Consider the following 16689-nt stretch of genomic DNA (forward strand, 5'->3'; position numbering starts at 1 on the left):
CTCCCGACGGTGCCCGGTCAGAAGGTCCCGGCGTCGATCACGAAGCGGTAGCGCACATCGCTGCGCACCACCCGGTCGTAGGCCTCGTTGATCCGGTCCGCGGAGATCACCTCGATCTCCGCGCCGATCCCGCGCTCGGCGCAGAAGTTCAGCATCTCCTGCGTCTCGGCGATCCCGCCGACCATCGATCCGGCCAGGCTGCGCCGGTTCGCCGCGAGCGAGAATCCGCTGACCCGGATCGGCTTCTCGGGCAGACCGAGCTCCACCAGCGCCCCGTTGACGGCGAGCGTCGACATGTACAGGTCCATGTCGAGGTTCACCGAGACGGTGTTGAGGATCAGGTCGAACCGCGACCTCAGCGCCTTGAAGGTCGCCGGGTCGCTCGTCGCGTGGTAGTGGTGGGCACCGAAGCGCAGGCCGTCGTCCTGCTTGCTCAGCGTCTGGCTCAACACGGTCACCTCCGCGCCGAGTGCGGCGGCGATCTTCACCCCGACGTGTCCGAGCCCGCCCATGCCGATGATCGCGACCTGCTTGCCCGGGCCCGCACCCCAGTGCCGCAGCGGCGAGTACAGCGTGATGCCGGCGCAGAGCAGTGGCGCGGCGACGTCGAGTGCGAGACCGTCCGGGATGCTGAGCACGAACCCCTCGGTGACCACGATGTGGGTGGAGTACCCGCCCATCGTGTACTCACCGTCACCGATACGCGAGTTGTAGGTCTGCACAACGCGTTTGGTGCAGTACTGCTCGTCCCCGGACGCGCAGGCACCGCATGCGCCGCAGGAGTCGACAAAGCAGCCGACACCGACGCGGTCCCCGACCCGATGCCGGGTGACCTCGGAGCCAACGGCCGTGACGACGCCAGCGATCTCATGGCCCGGCACCACCGGATAGTGGGTGCCGCCCCACTCGTTGCGCGCGGTGTGGATGTCGGAGTGGCAGATGCCCGAGTACTTGATCTCGATGAGCACATCGAGCGGGCCGAGATCCCTGCGCTCGATGCCGACCTTCTCGAGCGGTCCGTCGGCACTGGTCGCGGCGTAGGCGGAAACGGTGAGCATGCCTACCTGTCTACAGGTCCATTGGCAGATCCCGAGCCACGCAACGCCGGACGAAGGTGCCGGACCGAGTTTTCCAAAAGCCATTGTGCGACTCCGGACGCCTCCCTACCATCTCCGCGATCTGGACAAACGTCCTGGTTCGACGTTCCCTGGAGGAAACAGATGCGTAGATTGCTGGCGATAGGCGTCGCCACACTCGGAATCGCGGCGGCGTGCATACCCGCGGTCGCCGCCGCCGACCCACCGCAGCGGACGCCGGTCAGTCAGGTGCGCGTCGAGGGCCGCACCCTCGTCGACGGACACGGCCGCGCGCTGCTTCTGCACGGAGTCAACAACGTCGACAAGGAGGCCCCGTACCTCACCTGGGACACGCTCAAAGCGGCCGATGCCGACGTTCTCGCCCGACACGGGTTCAACAGCGTCCGACTTGGCGTGTCCTTCGACGCACTGATGCCCGAGCGCGATCGTATCGACACCGACTACCTGGATCGACTCTCGGGCGTTGTCGACCTGCTCGGCAGCCGCGGCATCTACGTCCTGCTGGACAACCACCAGGACTCCCTCGGCAGCCCGTGGGGCGGCAACGGGTTCCCGGCGTGGTCCATCGAGGCGAGGCCCGCCCCGGGCGAGAACAACCCCGGATTCCCGATGAACTACCTGATGCCGAGCATGAACAAGGGCTGGGACGAGGTCTGGAACAACACCAACGGGGTGCTCGACAAGCTCGGCACCGCCCTCGCCGCCCTGGCCGCGAAGGTCAACGGCAAGCCGGCGGTCCTCGGCATCGAAGTGCTGAACGAACCGTGGCCGGGATCGCCATACCTGAGCTGCTTCCCCCTCGGCTGCTCGGACTTCGACAAGAAGTACCAGGCGGCACTGGAGAAGGTGACCACCTACATCCGGGATGCGAACGCGGCGGTTCCCGTCTTCTGGGAGCCGAATGTGACGTGGAACCAGCTGATGCCGAGCAACCTTGGCAAGCAGCCCATCTCCGATCCCAACGTGGCGTTCTCCGTGCACGACTACTGCATCCCCAGCCAGCTGAGCATCTACAGCGGGCTGCCGGGGTGGGTGGCGGCCCTGTGCCCGGCACAGCACGACCGCACCTGGGGGAACATCGAGGCCCTGCAAGCCCGCACCAACCGACCCGCGCTGGTCACCGAGTTCGGCGACGTCGACCCCGACACCCTGAAGGCCACGGTGTCACGGGCCGACGGCCGGAACATCGGATGGCAGTACTGGCACTACAACGGCGGCGACCCGTTCCAGGGTGAGGTGGGCACGCAACTCGTTCGCACCTACCCGCAGGCCACCGCCGGTGTCCCCGGAAAGCTCCGGTTCAACCCGACCGGTGGCGATTTCGAGTACACCTACCAGCCGCGCCCGTCCGCCAAGCCCACTGAGATCTACGTCTCCGACCTGCACTACCCCGGCGGATACGTCAGCGAAGTCAAGGGCGGCCGGGTGACGTCCGCGGCGGGCGCTCGCATCGTGACCGTCCAGGCCGACGGCACGGCGCCCGTCACCGTCCGGATCCACCGCCCCGACTCCAACGGCAACGACCTCCCGACGTCCGGTTCCGCCGACGCCGGTTCGGGTGAGAGCGGCTCGGGCGGGACGGGGAGCCTCGGTTCCTGACACCCCCACAGCACGACAAGGGCTCCGGACCTGATGGTCCGGAGCCCTTGTCGTTCACCACCGAACGGCTCTCGTACACACCGGACCCAACGCCGTGGGTGAGCGTGCGGTCCTTGATGGCGTCGAGCGCTCCGGTGATCGAGATCCCCGAAACCGCGGCGCGACGGGCGGGCCCTCCCTACGATCACATCACTTGGACATGTGTCCATATGGCTGTACGAATCCACGGAGGCGATACATGCACAGACTGCTGACGATTGGTTTCTCCGCCGTACTACTCGCGATCACGGTCGTCTCGACCCCCGCGATTGCCACCGCCGACGAAGTCGCGCGACAACCCGCAAGCCTGCTCCATACCGAAGGCCGTTCGCTGGTCGACGACTTCGGACGCACGGTTCTGCTACACGGGGTGAACAACGTCGACAAGAGCGCGCCGTACCTCAACCCCGGTGACGGTCTCACTGTCACCGATCGGGATGCAGACCTGCTCGCCCAACACGGGTTCAACACCGTCCGGCTCGGGGTCTCGTTCGACGGGCTGATGCCCGAACGCGACCGGATCGACGACGCATACCTCGAGCGAATCGCCGGCACCGTCGACGTGCTCGCCGCACGGGGCATCCACGTCCTGCTCGACAACCATCAGGATGGGCTCTCGAGCATATGGGGCGGCAACGGTTTTCCCGCCTGGTCCATCGAGGCGCGCCCCCTACCCGGCGAGCCGAACCCCGGTTTCCCGATGAACTACCTGATGCCGACGATGAACCTCGGCTGGGACGAGGTCTGGAACAACTCGCACGGCGTGCTCGACCACCTCGGCGTCGCCCTCGGCGCACTCGCGGCGAAGGTGAACGGCAAACCGGGCGTGATGGGCATCGAGCTGCTGAACGAGCCGTGGCCCGGATCGCCGTTCCTGACCTGTTTCCCGAACGGCTGCCCGGACTTCGACCGGAAGTACCAGGCTGCGATGCAGAAGCTCACCGATCACGTCCGCGCCGCGAATCCGACGGTTCCTGTGTTCTGGGAGCCAAATGTCACCTGGAACCAGATGATGCCGACGAACCTCGCCAACCCGCCCGCGACACCCGCGATCGGCGACCCGAACATCGTCTTCGCCCCGCACGACTACTGCATCCCCAGCCAGCTCGCCATCTACCTCGACCTGCCGGAGGCACTGCGCGCCGGCTGCGACCTGCAGCAGATCAACACCTGGCGCAACATCGACGTACTCACCGAGCGCGCCGACATCCCGACCGTGGTGACCGAGTTCGGCGACGGCGACCCCACCGTGCTCGCCAGCACCCTCGCCAGCGCCGACGAGCGCTTCATCGGGTGGCAGTACTGGCACTACAGCAGCATTTTCGGGCCGACCGACCGCCCCGATCCGTTCCTCGGTGAGGTGGGCCGCAAGTTGGTGCGGACCTATCCACAGGCCACCGCGGGGACACCGGTCTCGCTCCGGTTCAACTCGGAGGGAGGCGATTTCGAGTACACGTATCGACCGCGGGCCGCCGCCCGGCCCACTGAGATCTACGTCTCCGACCTGCACTACCCCGGCGGATACGTCAGCGAGGTCACCGGCGGCCAGGTGACGTCCGCGGCGGGTGCTCGCGTCGTGACCGTCGAGGCCGACGGCACGGCGCCCGTCACCGTCCGGATCCACCGCCCCGACTCCGACGGCAACGACCTCCCGACCTCGGGTTCCGCCGATGCCGGTTCGGGCGAGAGCGGTTCGGGCGGGAGCGGTTCGCTCGGGACCGGGAGCCTCGGTTCCTGACACCCCATCCGCATGACGAGGGCTCCGGACCTGATGGTCCGGAGCCCTTGTCGTGCAACGCTACTCGGCCGAGGCCACCTTCTCGGCCCTGCGGCGCAGGCGGCGCGCCGCGGCCACGAGGTTCCGCAGCGACGGCTCGAGCTGCCAGTAGTGCCTGGTCTTGAGGCCGCCGTCCGGGTTGGCCCACAGTCGGTCCAGCTCCACGGACTCCGCCGCCTCGGTGAGCAGCTCGTCGAGCTCGTCGATGTCCGGGATCCGGGCCGAACGGCTCTCGTACACGCCGGGTCCAACGCCGTGGGTGAGCTTGCGCTCCTTGATGGCGTCGAGCACCCAGGTGATCGAGCGGGTCGCCACGATCGCTGTCACGTCGCAGTCCATCCGCTCGATCGCGTCCACCACCGACTTCTGGGTCGTGTAGGTCAGGTGGGTGTGGATCTGCGTCTCCGGCTTGGCACCGCCGGTCGCCAGCTTGAACGCGTCGACCGCCCAGTCCAGGTACTCCTTGCGACCGCCGGCCCGCAGCGGCAACAACTCCCGGATCGCCGGCTCGTCGACCTGGATGATCGAGATGCCCGCGGCCTCCAGATCGGCCACCTCGTCACGGATCGCCAGCGCCAACTGATCCGCGGTCTCGTGCAGCGGCTGGTCCTGCCGGACGAACGAGCGCGCCAGCATGGTGATCGGACCGGTGAGCATGCCCTTGACCGGCTTGTCGGTCAGCGACTGCGCGTAACCGATCCACTCAACGCTCATCGGCCCCCGCCTGCGGACGTCGCCGTAGAGGATCGGCGGCCGCACGCAGCGCGATCCGTATGCCTGCACCCAGCCGTTGTGGGTGGACGCGAATCCGTCCATCAGCTCGGCGAAGTACTGGATCATGTCGTTGCGCTCGTGCTCACCGTGCACCAGGACGTCGAGGCCGATGTCCTCCTGCAGCCGGATCGTGCTCTCGATCTCGGCCTGGATCCGCTTGACGTAGTCCTCCCACTCGAGGCGACCCTGTCCGAGCTCGTAGCGTGCCTGGCGGATCGCGTCGGTCTGCGGGAACGAACCGAGGGTCGTCGCAGGCACCTTCGGCAGGTTCAGCTTCTCCTGCTGCGCCCGCAGGCGGACCTCGTACGGCGCCCGGATGCGGTCCTCGGCCTTGATGGCGTAGACCCGTTGGCGCACTTCGTGCTTCTGCTTGAAATGCACCTTCGTCGGCTTCTTGCGCCAGCGCTCGGACGGACCCTCGGTGAGCGCCTTGGCCAGCGAGACCACCTCGCCGACCTTCTGCTTGGCGAAGGCGAGCCGGTCCGCGACGTCGCCGTCGAGGTCCCACTCGGCCAGCACGTCGTAGGGCACGTGCATCAGCGAACAGGACGTCGAGACCACGAGATCCGGGATCACGTCCTTGAGCGAGGACAGATAGGTGAGCGTGACGAAGCTGTCTGCCCGCCAGACGTTTCGGCCGTTCACGACGCCCGCGTAGAGGCGCTTGCGCTTCAGACCCGGGATCTTCGCCAGCTCTTCGGCCGCGACCTTGCCGTAGACCAGGTCGAGCCCGAGCGCCTCGACCTTGGTGGCGGCCAGGATCGGAAGTGCCTCACCGAGATTCCCATACGGGCCGGTGACCAGGATCCGCGGTCGCAGCGGCGCATGGGACAGCGTGGTGTACGCCCGCTCGAGCGCGGCCAGTTCCTCGGGGGTGCGGTCCTGGGTGAAGGCGGGCTCGTCGAGCTGGACGCAGGTGGCCCCGGCCTTGGCGAGCAATTCGAACAGCGCCTCGTACTGCGGCAGCAGCGAATCCAGCAGGTCGAGCACCGAGAAGTCGTCCACCGCATCGGCGCTCGCCTTCGACAGCAGCAACAGCGAGACCGGGCCGAGGATGACCGGGCGCAGCTCGATGCCGCGTGCCTTGGCCCGTTCGAACTCGTCCATCAGCGCGTCGGCACGCAGGGAGAACACGGTGCGCTCGTCGAGCTCGGGCTGGCGGTAGTAGTAGTTGGTGTCGATGAACCGCACCAGCTCCAGCGGCGGGAAGTCGGGCCGGCCGCGGGCCATGGTGAAGTAGAAGTCGAGTTCGTTCAGCTCACCCTCGAGCGGGGCGAACCGGCCGGGCACGGCGCCGAAGAGCAGCGCGTTGTCCAGCACGTGGTCGTAGTAGGAGAAGGTGTTGCCTGGCACCTGCGTCAGGCCGGTCGCGGCCAGCTCGCTCCAGGTCTGCTCCTGGAGCTCCCGGCCGACGGCGATCAGCTCGGCCTGGCTGGACTTCCCGTGCCAATACGCTTCGAGTGCCCGCTTGAGTTCGCGTCGTGGCCCGATCCTCGGGTACCCCAGGACGCTGGAGCCGTAGGTGGCGGCGCTGTTGGACATCGTGTCGACCTCTCCCTCGATGCGCTTCGCGCCCGTGCGCGATCGGTACCCCGGCAGGGGTGAAAATCGCGCACGGGCGCCGAAGGTGCGTACTGGTGAAGCTACCTAGCTTGCTTTCTTCGTGCTCCGACCGTTCTCGCCGTACTCGTAGAAGCCCGCGCCGGACTTCTTGCCGACGAGTCCGGCCTCGACCATGCGCAGCAGCAGCGGCGGAGCCGAGTAGAGCGGCTCCTTGAACTCCTCGTACATCGAGTCCGCGATCGACTTGACGGTGTCGAGGCCGACCAGGTCCGTCAGGGCCAGCGGGCCCATCGGGTGGTTACAGCCGAGCACCATCGCGCGGTCCACGTCCTCCTTGGTCGCGAATCCGGACTCGACCATCCGGATCGCCGACAGCAGGTACGGCACGAGCAGCGCGTTGACGACGAACCCGGAGCGGTCGGCGCTGCGGACGACCTGCTTGCCGAGGACCTCGCTCGCGAAGGCCTCGGCCCGCTCGGAGACCGCGGAGCTGGTCTTGAGGGTGGTGACGAGCTCGACGAGCGGGAGCACGGGCACCGGGTTGAAGAAGTGCATGCCGATCACACGCTCGGGCGCCTTGGTGGCGATGCCCAGCTTCATGATCGGGATGGAGGAGGTGTTGGAGGCCAGCACCGCATTCGGGTCCGTGACCACCTGGTCGAGCTCGGCGAAGATCGCGCTCTTGACCTTCTCGTCCTCGAGGACGGCCTCCACGACGAGCTGCCGATCGGCGAAGTCGCCGAGGTCGGAGGTGAAGCGCAGCCGCCAGGCGGCCTGCTCCCGCTCACGCTCGGTGATCTTGCCGCTGCTCACACCGCGGTCCAGCGACCGCAGGATGCGGGCACGGCCGGCCGCCGCGAGCTCGCGGGTCTGCTCGAACACCAGAACATCGACATGTGCGCGGGCGCACACCTCGGCGATTCCGGCGCCCATGATGCCTGCGCCGATCACGCCGACGCGCTGAATCTTTTCGCTGGTCACGTCAGCTCCTCATCGTCTAGTGGAGTCGTCCGCACCGCGGGGCCCGGGCTGTGGGCCCCGCGGTGGGTGGGACGGGTCGTGCAGGTGAAGCGGGGGTTCCTAGTGGAACTGGCCCTCTTCGGTGGAGCCCTTCAGCGCCGCGGTGGACGTGTTGGGGTCGACCGTGGTGGCGATGCTGTCGAAGTAGCCGGCGCCGACCTCACGCTGGTGCTTGATGGCGGTGAAGCCACGCTCCTCGGCGGCCTTGAACTCGCGCTCCTGCAGGTCGACGAAGGCGGTCATGCCCTCGCGGGCGTAGCCGTGCGCCAGGTCGAACATGCCGTAGTTGAGCGAGTGGAAGCCGGCGAGGGTGATGAACTGGAACTTGAAGCCCATCGCGCCGAGCTCCTTCTGGAACTTCGCGATGGTCGCGTCGTCCAGGTGCTGCTTCCAGTTGAAGGACGGGGAGCAGTTGTAGGCCAGCAGCTGGTCCGGGAACTCGCTGCGGACGGCCTCGGCGAACTGCTTGGCGACCTCGAGGTCCGGCACGCCGGTCTCCATCCAGATGAGGTCGGAGTACGGGGCGTAGGCCTTGGCACGCGCGATGCAGGGCTCGATGCCGTTCTTGATGCCGTAGAAGCCCTCGGCGGTGCGGGTGCCGTCGAGGAACGGGCGGTCACGCTCGTCCACATCGGAGGTGATGAGGGTGGCGGCCTCGGCGTCGGTGCGCGCGATGACGACGGTGGGGACGTCCGCGACGTCGGCCGCGAGACGCGCCGAGGTCAGGGTGCGGATGTGCTGCTGGGTCGGGATGAGCACCTTGCCACCGAGGTGGCCGCACTTCTTCTCCGACGCGAGCTGGTCCTCCCAGTGCGAACCGGCGACGCCGGCCGCGATCATGGCCTTCTGCAGCTCGTAGACGTTCAGCGCGCCGCCGAAGCCGGCCTCGCCGTCCGCGACGATCGGGGCGAGCCAGTTCTCGACGGAGGTGTCGCCCTCGACCTTGGCGATCTCGTCGGCGCGCAGCAGCGCGTTGTTGATGCGACGGACGACCTGCGGCACCGAGTTGGCCGGGTAGAGGCTCTGGTCCGGGTAGGTGTGACCCGAGAGGTTCGCGTCACCGGCGACCTGCCAGCCGGAGAGGTAGATGGCCTTGAGGCCGGCGCGCACCTGCTGCACGGCCTGGTTGCCGGTGAGGGCACCGAGGGAGTTGATGTAGTCCTCGTTGTTCACGAGGTCCCACAGGATCTCGGAGCCACGGCGGGCGAGGGTGGCCTCCTCGACGACGGAGCCCTGGAGCTTGACGACCTGCTCGGCCGTGTAGTTACGGGTCAGTCCCTTCCAGCGGGGATTGGTGTCCCAATCCTGCTGGATCTCAGCTGCGGTCTTCGGGGTGCCGGTGGTCGACATCGAGGCTCCACTCTCTTGTATCTGCTGGTCCGGTACGGATGTACTGCTTCACATCCTTGCCAGGCCCTTCGTATGTACTTAACGAGAGTGGCATACGCAAAAACTGCCGTCTACCTGTTGCTAATGCCAATCTTGGCTAGGTTTTCAAACAGGGTTGCTAACTTTGCAAAGTTCAGACCGGCCAAGCGAGCGCTTGGCTACCGGCAAGTAGCTTGGCGAGCTACCGGCAAGTAGGTTCCGACCTGCGGATTGTTCGCGACGCGCGAGCGGCGGCGGTCGCGCCGATTCGGCCGCCCGACCGAGGACCGCGCAGGCACCCGATCACGGTCGACCCGACCCGGCTGTGAGGGCAATCACGTCGCCCGAGGGTCACCGGCATGCTCGTTCACACCCATCGCGGCGAAGTCCGCGCCGCCTGCAACGCCGCCGGTTAGCGTTTCGGCCATGAGACTGCGGCTCGGGCGCCCCGACATCAACCGGTACGCGGATCGATTCGACCTCACCCCGGCACCCGACGGGCTCGCGGTCACGTTTCTCGGCGTCGCGAGCCTGCTCATCGACGACGGCTCGTCGGCGCTCATGACCGACGGGTTCTTCAGCCGTCCCGGCCTGGCTCGCGTTGCGCTGGGCAGGATCGCGCCCGACGCGGCGCGGATCGATGCGGCGCTGGCGCGGACCGCCGTCACCCGGCTCGAGGCGGTCATCCCCGTGCACACCCATTTCGACCACGCGCTCGACTCCCCAGCGGTGGCCGAGAGGACGGGTGCCCGGCTGGTCGGCGGCGAGTCAACGGCCTGGATCGGGCGCGGCCACGGGCTGCCCGCCGACCGGATCGCGGTCGCGACCCCCGGCGCCGCGATGACGCTCGGCGCGTTCGAGGTGACGATGATCGAGTCGCACCACTGCCCGCCGGACCGCTATCCCGGCCAGATCACCGCGCCCGTCGTCCCGCCGGTGAAGACCTCGGCGTATCGCTGCGGCGAGGCCTGGTCGATCATCGTCGGCCACCCGCCCTCCGGGAGGTCGCTGCTCGTGCAGGGCAGCGCCGGGTACGTCCCCGGCGCGCTGGCGGGCAGGCGGGCCGACGTGGCCTACCTCGGGGTGGGGCAGCTCGGCATCCAGCCCGAGCGGTATGTCGAGGAGTACTGGCGCGAGACCGTCCGCGAGGTGGGCGCCCGGCGCGCGGTGCTGATCCACTGGGACGACTTCTTCCGGCCGCTCACGAAGCCACTGCGCGCGCTCCCCTACGCAGGCGACGACCTCGACCGCACGATGGCCGTGCTCACGCGACTGGCCGACGAGGACGGCGTGGCGCTGAGCTTCCCGACCGTCTTCGCCCGCGAGAACCCCTGGGCCTGACCGCGGGTCACCGCTCAGTGGTCACCTTTGCGCGGTCACCGCCGCTTCCTGCGCCTCCAGGCTGGCCGACGGGGTACGGAGAGCGGCAACGGCGCCCGCGTACAGCGAGCTCTTGATCTCGCCGAGTGTGCGCCCGCGGGTGTGCACCAGGCCCTGTGCACGGCCGACCGCCTTGGCGAGCACGTCGTCCCCTGCCGCGACCTCGTCGACGAGTCCGTCGGCCAGCGCCTCGGTCCCGCCGTATCGGCGACCGGTCGTCAGCGCGGCGTGCGCCGCCCGCGCAGGCAGCCGCGCGGTCAGCAATTCGAGCACCCCGGGCGTGTAGCTGATGCCGACCGTGATGCCGGGCAGGCAGAAGAACCCACGGTCGCCGCGCATCACCTGATGGTCGTGCGCGGTGGCCAGGATCGCTCCGCCGCCGAAGGTGTGGCCCGGCATCGCGGCGACGGTCGCCATCGGGAAGGTCAGCACGCGCGCGAAGAGCGCGTGCACGCGATCCATGTACGGGTTGAGCTGCCCCAGGTTCTGCGCGACCCAGACGGTGTCGAGGCCGGTGGAATAGAACTTCCCGACCGCGGTGGTCACCAGGGCGGCCGGCCCCTGACTCGCTTCGACCTCGTCGAGCAGCGCCTCGGTCTCGTCGAGCCATCGCGGATTGAACGCGTTCTCCTCGTCCCGTTCACCCTCGGTTCCGAGGTAGAGGACGAACACGTCTCCCGAGCGCTCCACGTAAGGCATGGCGAGACGATAGCGCCGGATGATCGCCTGCGCCGTTCGAGGCCCGAAGTGGGCTCATCCCGCCGCGTGAACACCTCGGGCGTCGGGCCGACTCAGCGCGGGCGGAGCCTGTGCAGACGCCGAGACCAGCACGACACCGACGACCGTGACGGCCGCGCTCACCGCGGCCGCGAGACCCGCTGTCACCGCTGAGCCGAGCGGCGCCAGCAGCGCGCCTGCGATCATGTAGCCGACCGGCATGCACACATTGGCGAGGGTCGCACCCAATCCCGCTACCCGTCCGAGCATCGCTTCGGGCACTCGCGTCGCCACGAGGACATCCGCCCAGACGCTGCCCAATCGGATCGCCGCGCCGACGAGCAGTGCCACCACGGCCATGACGGAGAACGGTGGATAGAGGCTCAGTGCCACGAGGCCGACGCAGATCGCCCCCTGCGCCAGCAACGCCGACTGCGCTGTGCGAGAGGGAATCCGCTTCCCGAGCAGGCTCGTGGCGACGATGCCACCGAGCGCGAACAGCGCCATGATGTAACCCTGGGCGCCCGCGAACCATCGCTCGCTCGACCCCGCGTTGACGATCAGGAGCCAGGCAGGGACCGGTAGCGCCGTTTGTGCCGCGGACACCAGGATCACCGTCCGCAGCCAGTGGGTTTCCCTGAGGTACCGGAAGCCCTCACGCGTGTCGTGGACGAACCCCGTTGGTCGGTCGGCTCGCATCGGGCTCGGGGTGACCGCGCATGCGCACGTGGCACCGATGGCAACGGCCGCGACGAGCAGGAACGCCGACACCGTTGGTCCGGTGGCCGAGATCAGCAGCGCCGCCGCCGCGGGCGCAACCACTTGCACGGTGAGGCTCAGCGAATGCCAGACCGCCAGCCGATCGGCCCGATCGTCGCGCGGAACCGAAAGATAAACCGCAGTCGTCGCGGCCGGCTGCGACAGCCCACTGCACACGCCCAATGCGACCATGACGGGCAGAATGTGAAATCCACCGGCAAGCGCAGGAAGTATGGCGATCAGCGCACAACGACCGGCATAGGTCGAGAGAATGATCGCCCGTTTGTCGAGCCTGTCCGCCAACGTTCCTGCGACGATCCCCGCTCCGAGAATTCCGATGCATCGGGCACCGAATGCCAGCGAAAGGAGAGCCGCATCTCCCCCGGCCGATATGACCAGCCCAGCCGTTATCACCACGATGGCGGAATCCGCGACGGGGCCGGCGAGGAGGAAGGCGAACCCAAGTCGGGCCCGGAGTTTTCCGTGGATCATGCGCCGACCGGGTCGTAGAACCTCATGGAGAAGCCCTCGGGGGTGAGCGTTCGGCGCTCGTTCACTTTCAGTTCGGCGCCCGACAGCTGAATTCGCATGGTGGAATTCCGCACGATCTCGCCCAAGACCGTCGACAGCTCCCGTTCCGCGAACTTCGCGCCAACACACCATCGCGGCCCACCGCCGAACGGTATGAACTCGCCGCGCTGCGGCGCCGCGTCGATCCACCGCTCGGGCCTGAAGTCGCCACCTGTCGGCGCGAAGGTGGGCGATACCCGGTGGGTGACCCAGCTGGACACCATCACCACGCTTCCCTTCTTCATCTCCCAGTCCCCGAAGGGGATGTCCTCTGCCGCGTCACGGCCGAGCATCCACGACGGAGGCCACAGGCGGAGCGTCTCCGACACCACGCGCGTGAGCGCGCCTTCGCCGCCCTCACCTCGCAGCTGCTCTTGCACAGCGCCGCGTCCTCCGAGCTCGACCATCCCCCACAGGATGGCCGACGCCGGTACGCCATGCGCGGCCAGGAGTGTCGAGATGATCATCTGCACAACATCTTTGGGTGGCAGGTCGGCACTTTGCAGGTCATCACACAATCCGTCCGTGCCCGGCGCCCGCGCCAGCTTCGCCACGGCCGATTCGAGATTGCGTAGCGCCCTGCGGACTCGCAGATCGGAAGGCCGCCAGCGCAACCACCTGGGGAGGACGAAGGGGCTCGCGGTGATCGGGAAGAGTGAATCGAGAAGTTCTTGTGCGAGAGAGGGGATCTCGTCGAAGTCCCGGGTTCCGAAGCAGTACCGACTGATGGATGCGGAGGTGAGGACCTGCAGGGTGTCGATCAGCTCTCGCTCGCCGACCGCCCTCCCCAACCAACTCCGAACGATCGCGTTCGTGTCATGGGCGAGCTCGACCTGGTGGTCGTCGAGACGCCGGCGCGATGCCAGTGCCGCGGATGCCGCCTTCCGCGATCGCATCCACCGCTGCACCGATTCGGATCCGAGGTCGCCCGACACCTTGCTCCTGAGGAAGTTCTGTGTCGACAAGAACTTTCGATTCGACCCGACGAGTACTTCGTGTACCTCGCGGTGACCCGACACGAGAAAGGTTCCCGGCCAGAGTTCGACGATCGGCCCGAGTTCTGCGGCGTCGAGCAGAAAGGACAGCCGTCCGCGATCGTACGTTTCCGCCAATTCTGCTCGCGATGTCCCGAGCACTGGTGGCCGTGTCATCTACATCTCCTAATGAAAGTGCGGGCGGCCGATCAAATCGACCGCCCGCACTGTTACGCATTGTCAGGACCATTCGTACATGCCCGGCGCTTTTCGCGGCACAAAGCCGACGAGCGCGGCGACGGTGAACTTGATTCGACGCATTTCCTGTCCCTCCTTTCTGTGCTCGATGTGACATGAATAAGATTGGGCCATTGGCGGAGGGAGATGAACCCACCCAAGGTGTGGGATCCACTCACCCACGGTGAGCTACGCACGAACGGTCACCGTTTCACCGCGAATTCCACTGATAGACAACGGAATCCGCGCACAGCCACGAGACCGCGGTGTCGGCGGCCGGGCGAGATGAGGGTCGGAAGGCGGTCAGGAACGGGCGTGCAACTGAGCGACCCCGGTCCGCCGAGGTCGCCGAGCGGGGCCGACTACGGCGCCCTGTGCCCGAAGGTCAACGCCACGTCCCACGGCGCTACGCCCCAGGACTCGACGGCGGTCACCGCGAAGATCCCCGCGGCCTCGATCGTGTCCTCCGACGCGGGCGAGGACACCGACGTGCCGGGCCTGCCGTCGTCGGGGACCTCCGGCCAGACCCCGGTGTCCCGCGGCACCGGCGCCGTCTCGATCACCGCCACCCGCTCCCCCTCGTCGTCGACGACCCCGAAGAAGCAGTACGGCTCGTGCGGCGCAGCCCAGCCGCCGAGCTCCACCACCCAGTACTCGTCGCGCTCGACGGCGGACGCCGCGGCGGCGGCGAGGAAGTCGTCGAGGTCGGTCCAGGGGTTGCGCTCGGGGCGGACCGGGTCGCCGAGCCGGAACGCCCGGCTCCCTCGGTGTTCTCGGCGGAACCGGGGATGCGTTCCAGCACCAGCATGGTGCCCGCCGCGGCGTCGAGGAGGACCGTCTCACGGAACCGATCGTCTGGCACGGAGGTGCGCGCGATCAGCCCGCGTCCCAGCAGTTCGCTGAGCCCGTCCGGATCGTCGACGCTCCACAGCCTGGTCCCGTCCTCGGTCCACGTGCGCACAAGTCCACCCGAGACGGGGCTGAGCATCGCGGTGACCAGGCTCGCCCCGGCCTCGAGGCCTGCGGGCACGTCGTTCGTCATCGGCACAGTGTCGCAGCGCGTCGCGTTTCCTCCCGCCCCGCCCATCCCCTCGCGCGGAGCTAATCCTGCGAACCCGTTGTTGCCAACCCCCGACACCCCTCGTAACCTGGAGAAATGGCGAAGACCTATGTCGGCGCGCGACTGCGTCAGCTACGCACCGAGCGAGCCATGAGCCAGGCCGCCCTGGCCCAGACGCTGGAGATCTCGGCGAGCTACCTCAACCAGATCGAGCACGACGTGCGGCCGCTCACCGTCCCCGTGCTGCTGCGGATCACCGAGGTCTTCGGGGTGGACACCACCTTCTTCTCCTCGCAGGACGACACCCGGCTGATCGCCGAGCTTCGGGAGGTCGCGCTCGACCAGGAGATGGGCATCGACTCCGACGCCCAGGAGATCGCGGAGATGGTGTCCGCGCACCCGAGCCTGGCCAAGGCCATCGTGAACATGCACCGCCGCTACCGCAACACCACCGCGCAGCTGGCCGCGGCCACCGAGGACCGGTACAGCGACGGCAGCGGCAGCGGGGCGATCACCATGCCGCACGAGGAGGTGCGGGACTACTTCTATCAACGGCAGAACTACCTGCACGAGCTGGACACCGCCGCCGAGGAGCTCACCGCCCGGATGCGTTTCCACCGCGGCGACGTCGCGGGCGAGATCGCCAGGCGGCTCGAGAACGTGCACGATGTGCAGATCGTGCAGCGCATCGACCTCGGCGAAGGCGTGCTGCACCGCTACGACCCCGAGTCCCGCGTGCTGGAGATCTCCCCGCACCTGTCCGGCGGGCAGAAGGTGTTCAAGTTCGCCGCCGAGCTGGCCTACCTCGAGTGCGGGGATCTGCTGAACAAGATGGTCGACGAGGGGAACTTCACGGCGGAGTCGTCCCGGTCGCTCGCCATCCTCGGGCTGGCCAACTACTTCGCCGCGGCAACGGTGCTGCCGTACACCCAGTTCCACGACATCGCCGAGGAGTTCCGCTACGACATCGAGCGGCTGTCCGCCTTCTTCTCACAGAGCTACGAGACCATCTGCCATCGGCTCTCCACCCTGCAGCGCCCGAAGCTGCGCGGCGTGCCGTTCTCGTTCGTCCGGGTCGACCGGGCGGGCAACATGTCGAAGCGGCAGTCCGCCACCGGCTTCCACTTCTCCTCCAGCGGCGGCACCTGCCCCCTGTGGAATGTGTACGAGACGTTCGGGTACCCCGGCAAGATCATGACCCAGATCGCGCAGATGCCGGACGGCCGCAGCTACCTGTGGGTGGCACGGACGGTCGAGCGCCGCGCGGCCCGATATGGCCAGCCGGGCAAGACCTTTGCCATCGGCCTTGGCTGCGAGCTCCGGCACGCGCACCGCACCGTCTACGCGGACGGCCTCGACCTGGACAACCAGGCCGCCGCCACCCCGATCGGCGCCGGCTGCCGGGTGTGCGAGCGGATGAACTGCCCGCAGCGGGCCTTCCCTCCGCTCGGCAAGGAACTCGACATCAACGAGCACCGCAGCTCGGTGTCGCCCTACCTCATCCGCTGAACCCACTCCCTCACCGCCGCCGCCCGCCGAGTGTGCAGTTGTCGGCGCCGCACTCGGCCGATGCCCCGGGAACTGCACACTCGGCGATGGCCCGAGCCCGCGAAACCGCCGCTCGGGCACGCCTGTTCACCTGACGGTAATCCGGGACACAAACAAGTCACGCAATGACATTCAGGCGCAACAACGCGCCCATATCGTCTGCGCTCACACGAATACAGCCCTGTATACGCATCGCGGATACAGGGC

At 67.8% G+C, this 16689-nt stretch carries 13 protein-coding genes; 4 read left to right on the forward strand and 9 right to left on the reverse strand.

The features are described 5' to 3' along the window. Positions 1–17: 17 nt before the first annotated feature. Positions 18–1058 (reverse strand): NAD(P)-dependent alcohol dehydrogenase, encoded by a 1041-nt coding sequence (locus tag RM1_RS05715; RefSeq protein WP_072750385.1) that lies wholly within the window; start codon positions 1056–1058, stop codon positions 18–20. Between the two features lie 162 nt (positions 1059–1220). Between RM1_RS05715 and RM1_RS05720 the strand changes: the two genes are divergently transcribed. Both RM1_RS05720 and RM1_RS05725 read left to right on the forward strand, forming a co-directional pair. Next, entirely contained in the window at positions 1221–2696 is a 1476-nt protein-coding gene (locus RM1_RS05720) for an endoglycoceramidase I (RefSeq protein ID WP_072750386.1), read from the forward strand. Positions 2697–2934: 238 nt separating this feature from the next. Next, positions 2935–4473, forward strand: a complete 1539-nt coding sequence (locus tag RM1_RS05725) for an endoglycoceramidase I (protein ID WP_072750387.1) — start codon at positions 2935–2937, stop codon at positions 4471–4473. 60 nt (positions 4474–4533) lie between these two features. Here the strand turns inward: RM1_RS05725 and metE are convergent, their stop codons facing one another. The 3 genes from metE to aceA form a co-directional block, all read right to left on the reverse strand. Next, a complete protein-coding gene (metE, locus tag RM1_RS05730) occupies positions 4534–6828 on the reverse strand; it encodes a 5-methyltetrahydropteroyltriglutamate--homocysteine S-methyltransferase (RefSeq protein WP_072750388.1) in 2295 nt (764 codons plus the stop codon). A gap of 105 nt (positions 6829–6933) precedes the next feature. Continuing rightward, positions 6934–7830, reverse strand: a complete 897-nt coding sequence (locus RM1_RS05735) for a 3-hydroxybutyryl-CoA dehydrogenase (RefSeq protein WP_027501206.1) — start codon at positions 7828–7830, stop codon at positions 6934–6936. A 99-nt stretch (positions 7831–7929) separates the two neighbouring features. Further along, positions 7930–9219: an isocitrate lyase gene (gene aceA / locus RM1_RS05740; protein ID WP_027501207.1), complete on the reverse strand. Its 1290-nt coding sequence runs from the start codon at positions 9217–9219 to the stop codon at positions 7930–7932. Positions 9220–9663: 444 nt separating this feature from the next. Between aceA and RM1_RS05745 the strand changes: the two genes are divergently transcribed. After that, complete coding sequence (locus tag RM1_RS05745) at positions 9664–10578, forward strand: MBL fold metallo-hydrolase (RefSeq protein WP_072750389.1); 915 nt, start codon at positions 9664–9666, stop codon at positions 10576–10578. 21 nt (positions 10579–10599) lie between these two features. Here the strand turns inward: RM1_RS05745 and RM1_RS05750 are convergent, their stop codons facing one another. From RM1_RS05750 to RM1_RS26730, 5 genes are all read right to left on the reverse strand, one after another. Continuing rightward, positions 10600–11316: an enoyl-CoA hydratase/isomerase family protein gene (locus tag RM1_RS05750; RefSeq protein ID WP_072750390.1), complete on the reverse strand. Its 717-nt coding sequence runs from the start codon at positions 11314–11316 to the stop codon at positions 10600–10602. Between the two features lie 54 nt (positions 11317–11370). Further along, the gene (locus RM1_RS05755; protein WP_072750391.1) at positions 11371–12585 is read right to left on the reverse strand and encodes an MFS transporter; all 1215 of its coding nucleotides are present in this window, start codon (positions 12583–12585) and stop codon (positions 11371–11373) included. Next, a complete protein-coding gene (locus tag RM1_RS05760) occupies positions 12582–13814 on the reverse strand; it encodes a cytochrome P450 (RefSeq protein WP_083576551.1) in 1233 nt (410 codons plus the stop codon). Before RM1_RS05760 ends, RM1_RS05755 begins: the two co-directional genes overlap by 4 nt. Positions 13815–14236: 422 nt before the next feature. Further along, a complete protein-coding gene (locus tag RM1_RS26725; RefSeq protein WP_245816067.1) occupies positions 14237–14443 on the reverse strand; it encodes a hypothetical protein in 207 nt (68 codons plus the stop codon). After that, complete coding sequence (locus RM1_RS26730; RefSeq protein ID WP_245816069.1) at positions 14434–14916, reverse strand: hypothetical protein; 483 nt, start codon at positions 14914–14916, stop codon at positions 14434–14436. The genes RM1_RS26725 and RM1_RS26730 overlap by 10 nt, the downstream gene beginning before the upstream one ends. Positions 14917–15030: 114 nt before the next feature. On the opposite strand from RM1_RS26730, the gene ramB reads away from it, so the two are divergent. After that, positions 15031–16443: an acetate metabolism transcriptional regulator RamB gene (gene ramB, locus RM1_RS05770; RefSeq protein ID WP_027501213.1), complete on the forward strand. Its 1413-nt coding sequence runs from the start codon at positions 15031–15033 to the stop codon at positions 16441–16443. Positions 16444–16689: the final 246 nt, after the last annotated feature.

Source organism: Rhodococcus maanshanensis NBRC 100610 (assembly GCF_001894865.1).
In the GTDB taxonomy this organism is placed as follows: Bacteria; Actinomycetota; Actinomycetes; order Mycobacteriales; family Mycobacteriaceae; genus Rhodococcus_G; species Rhodococcus_G maanshanensis.

Excerpts from the sequence above, each read along its gene's own strand:
- RM1_RS05715 (WP_072750385.1), bottom strand. The coding sequence starts at position 1,058 with ATGCTCACCGTTTCCGCCTACGCCGCGACCAGTGCCGACGGACCGCTC.
- RM1_RS05720 (WP_072750386.1), top strand. The coding sequence starts at position 1,221 with ATGCGTAGATTGCTGGCGATAGGCGTCGCCACACTCGGAATCGCGGCG.
- RM1_RS05725 (WP_072750387.1), top strand. The coding sequence starts at position 2,935 with ATGCACAGACTGCTGACGATTGGTTTCTCCGCCGTACTACTCGCGATC.
- metE (WP_072750388.1), bottom strand. The coding sequence starts at position 6,828 with ATGTCCAACAGCGCCGCCACCTACGGCTCCAGCGTCCTGGGGTACCCG.
- aceA (WP_027501207.1), bottom strand. The coding sequence starts at position 9,219 with ATGTCGACCACCGGCACCCCGAAGACCGCAGCTGAGATCCAGCAGGAT.
- RM1_RS05745 (WP_072750389.1), top strand. The coding sequence starts at position 9,664 with ATGAGACTGCGGCTCGGGCGCCCCGACATCAACCGGTACGCGGATCGA.
- RM1_RS05750 (WP_072750390.1), bottom strand. The coding sequence starts at position 11,316 with ATGCCTTACGTGGAGCGCTCGGGAGACGTGTTCGTCCTCTACCTCGGA.
- RM1_RS05755 (WP_072750391.1), bottom strand. The coding sequence starts at position 12,585 with ATGATCCACGGAAAACTCCGGGCCCGACTTGGGTTCGCCTTCCTCCTC.
- RM1_RS05760 (WP_083576551.1), bottom strand. The coding sequence starts at position 13,814 with ATGACACGGCCACCAGTGCTCGGGACATCGCGAGCAGAATTGGCGGAA.
- RM1_RS26730 (WP_245816069.1), bottom strand. The coding sequence starts at position 14,916 with ATGACGAACGACGTGCCCGCAGGCCTCGAGGCCGGGGCGAGCCTGGTC.
- ramB (WP_027501213.1), top strand. The coding sequence starts at position 15,031 with ATGGCGAAGACCTATGTCGGCGCGCGACTGCGTCAGCTACGCACCGAG.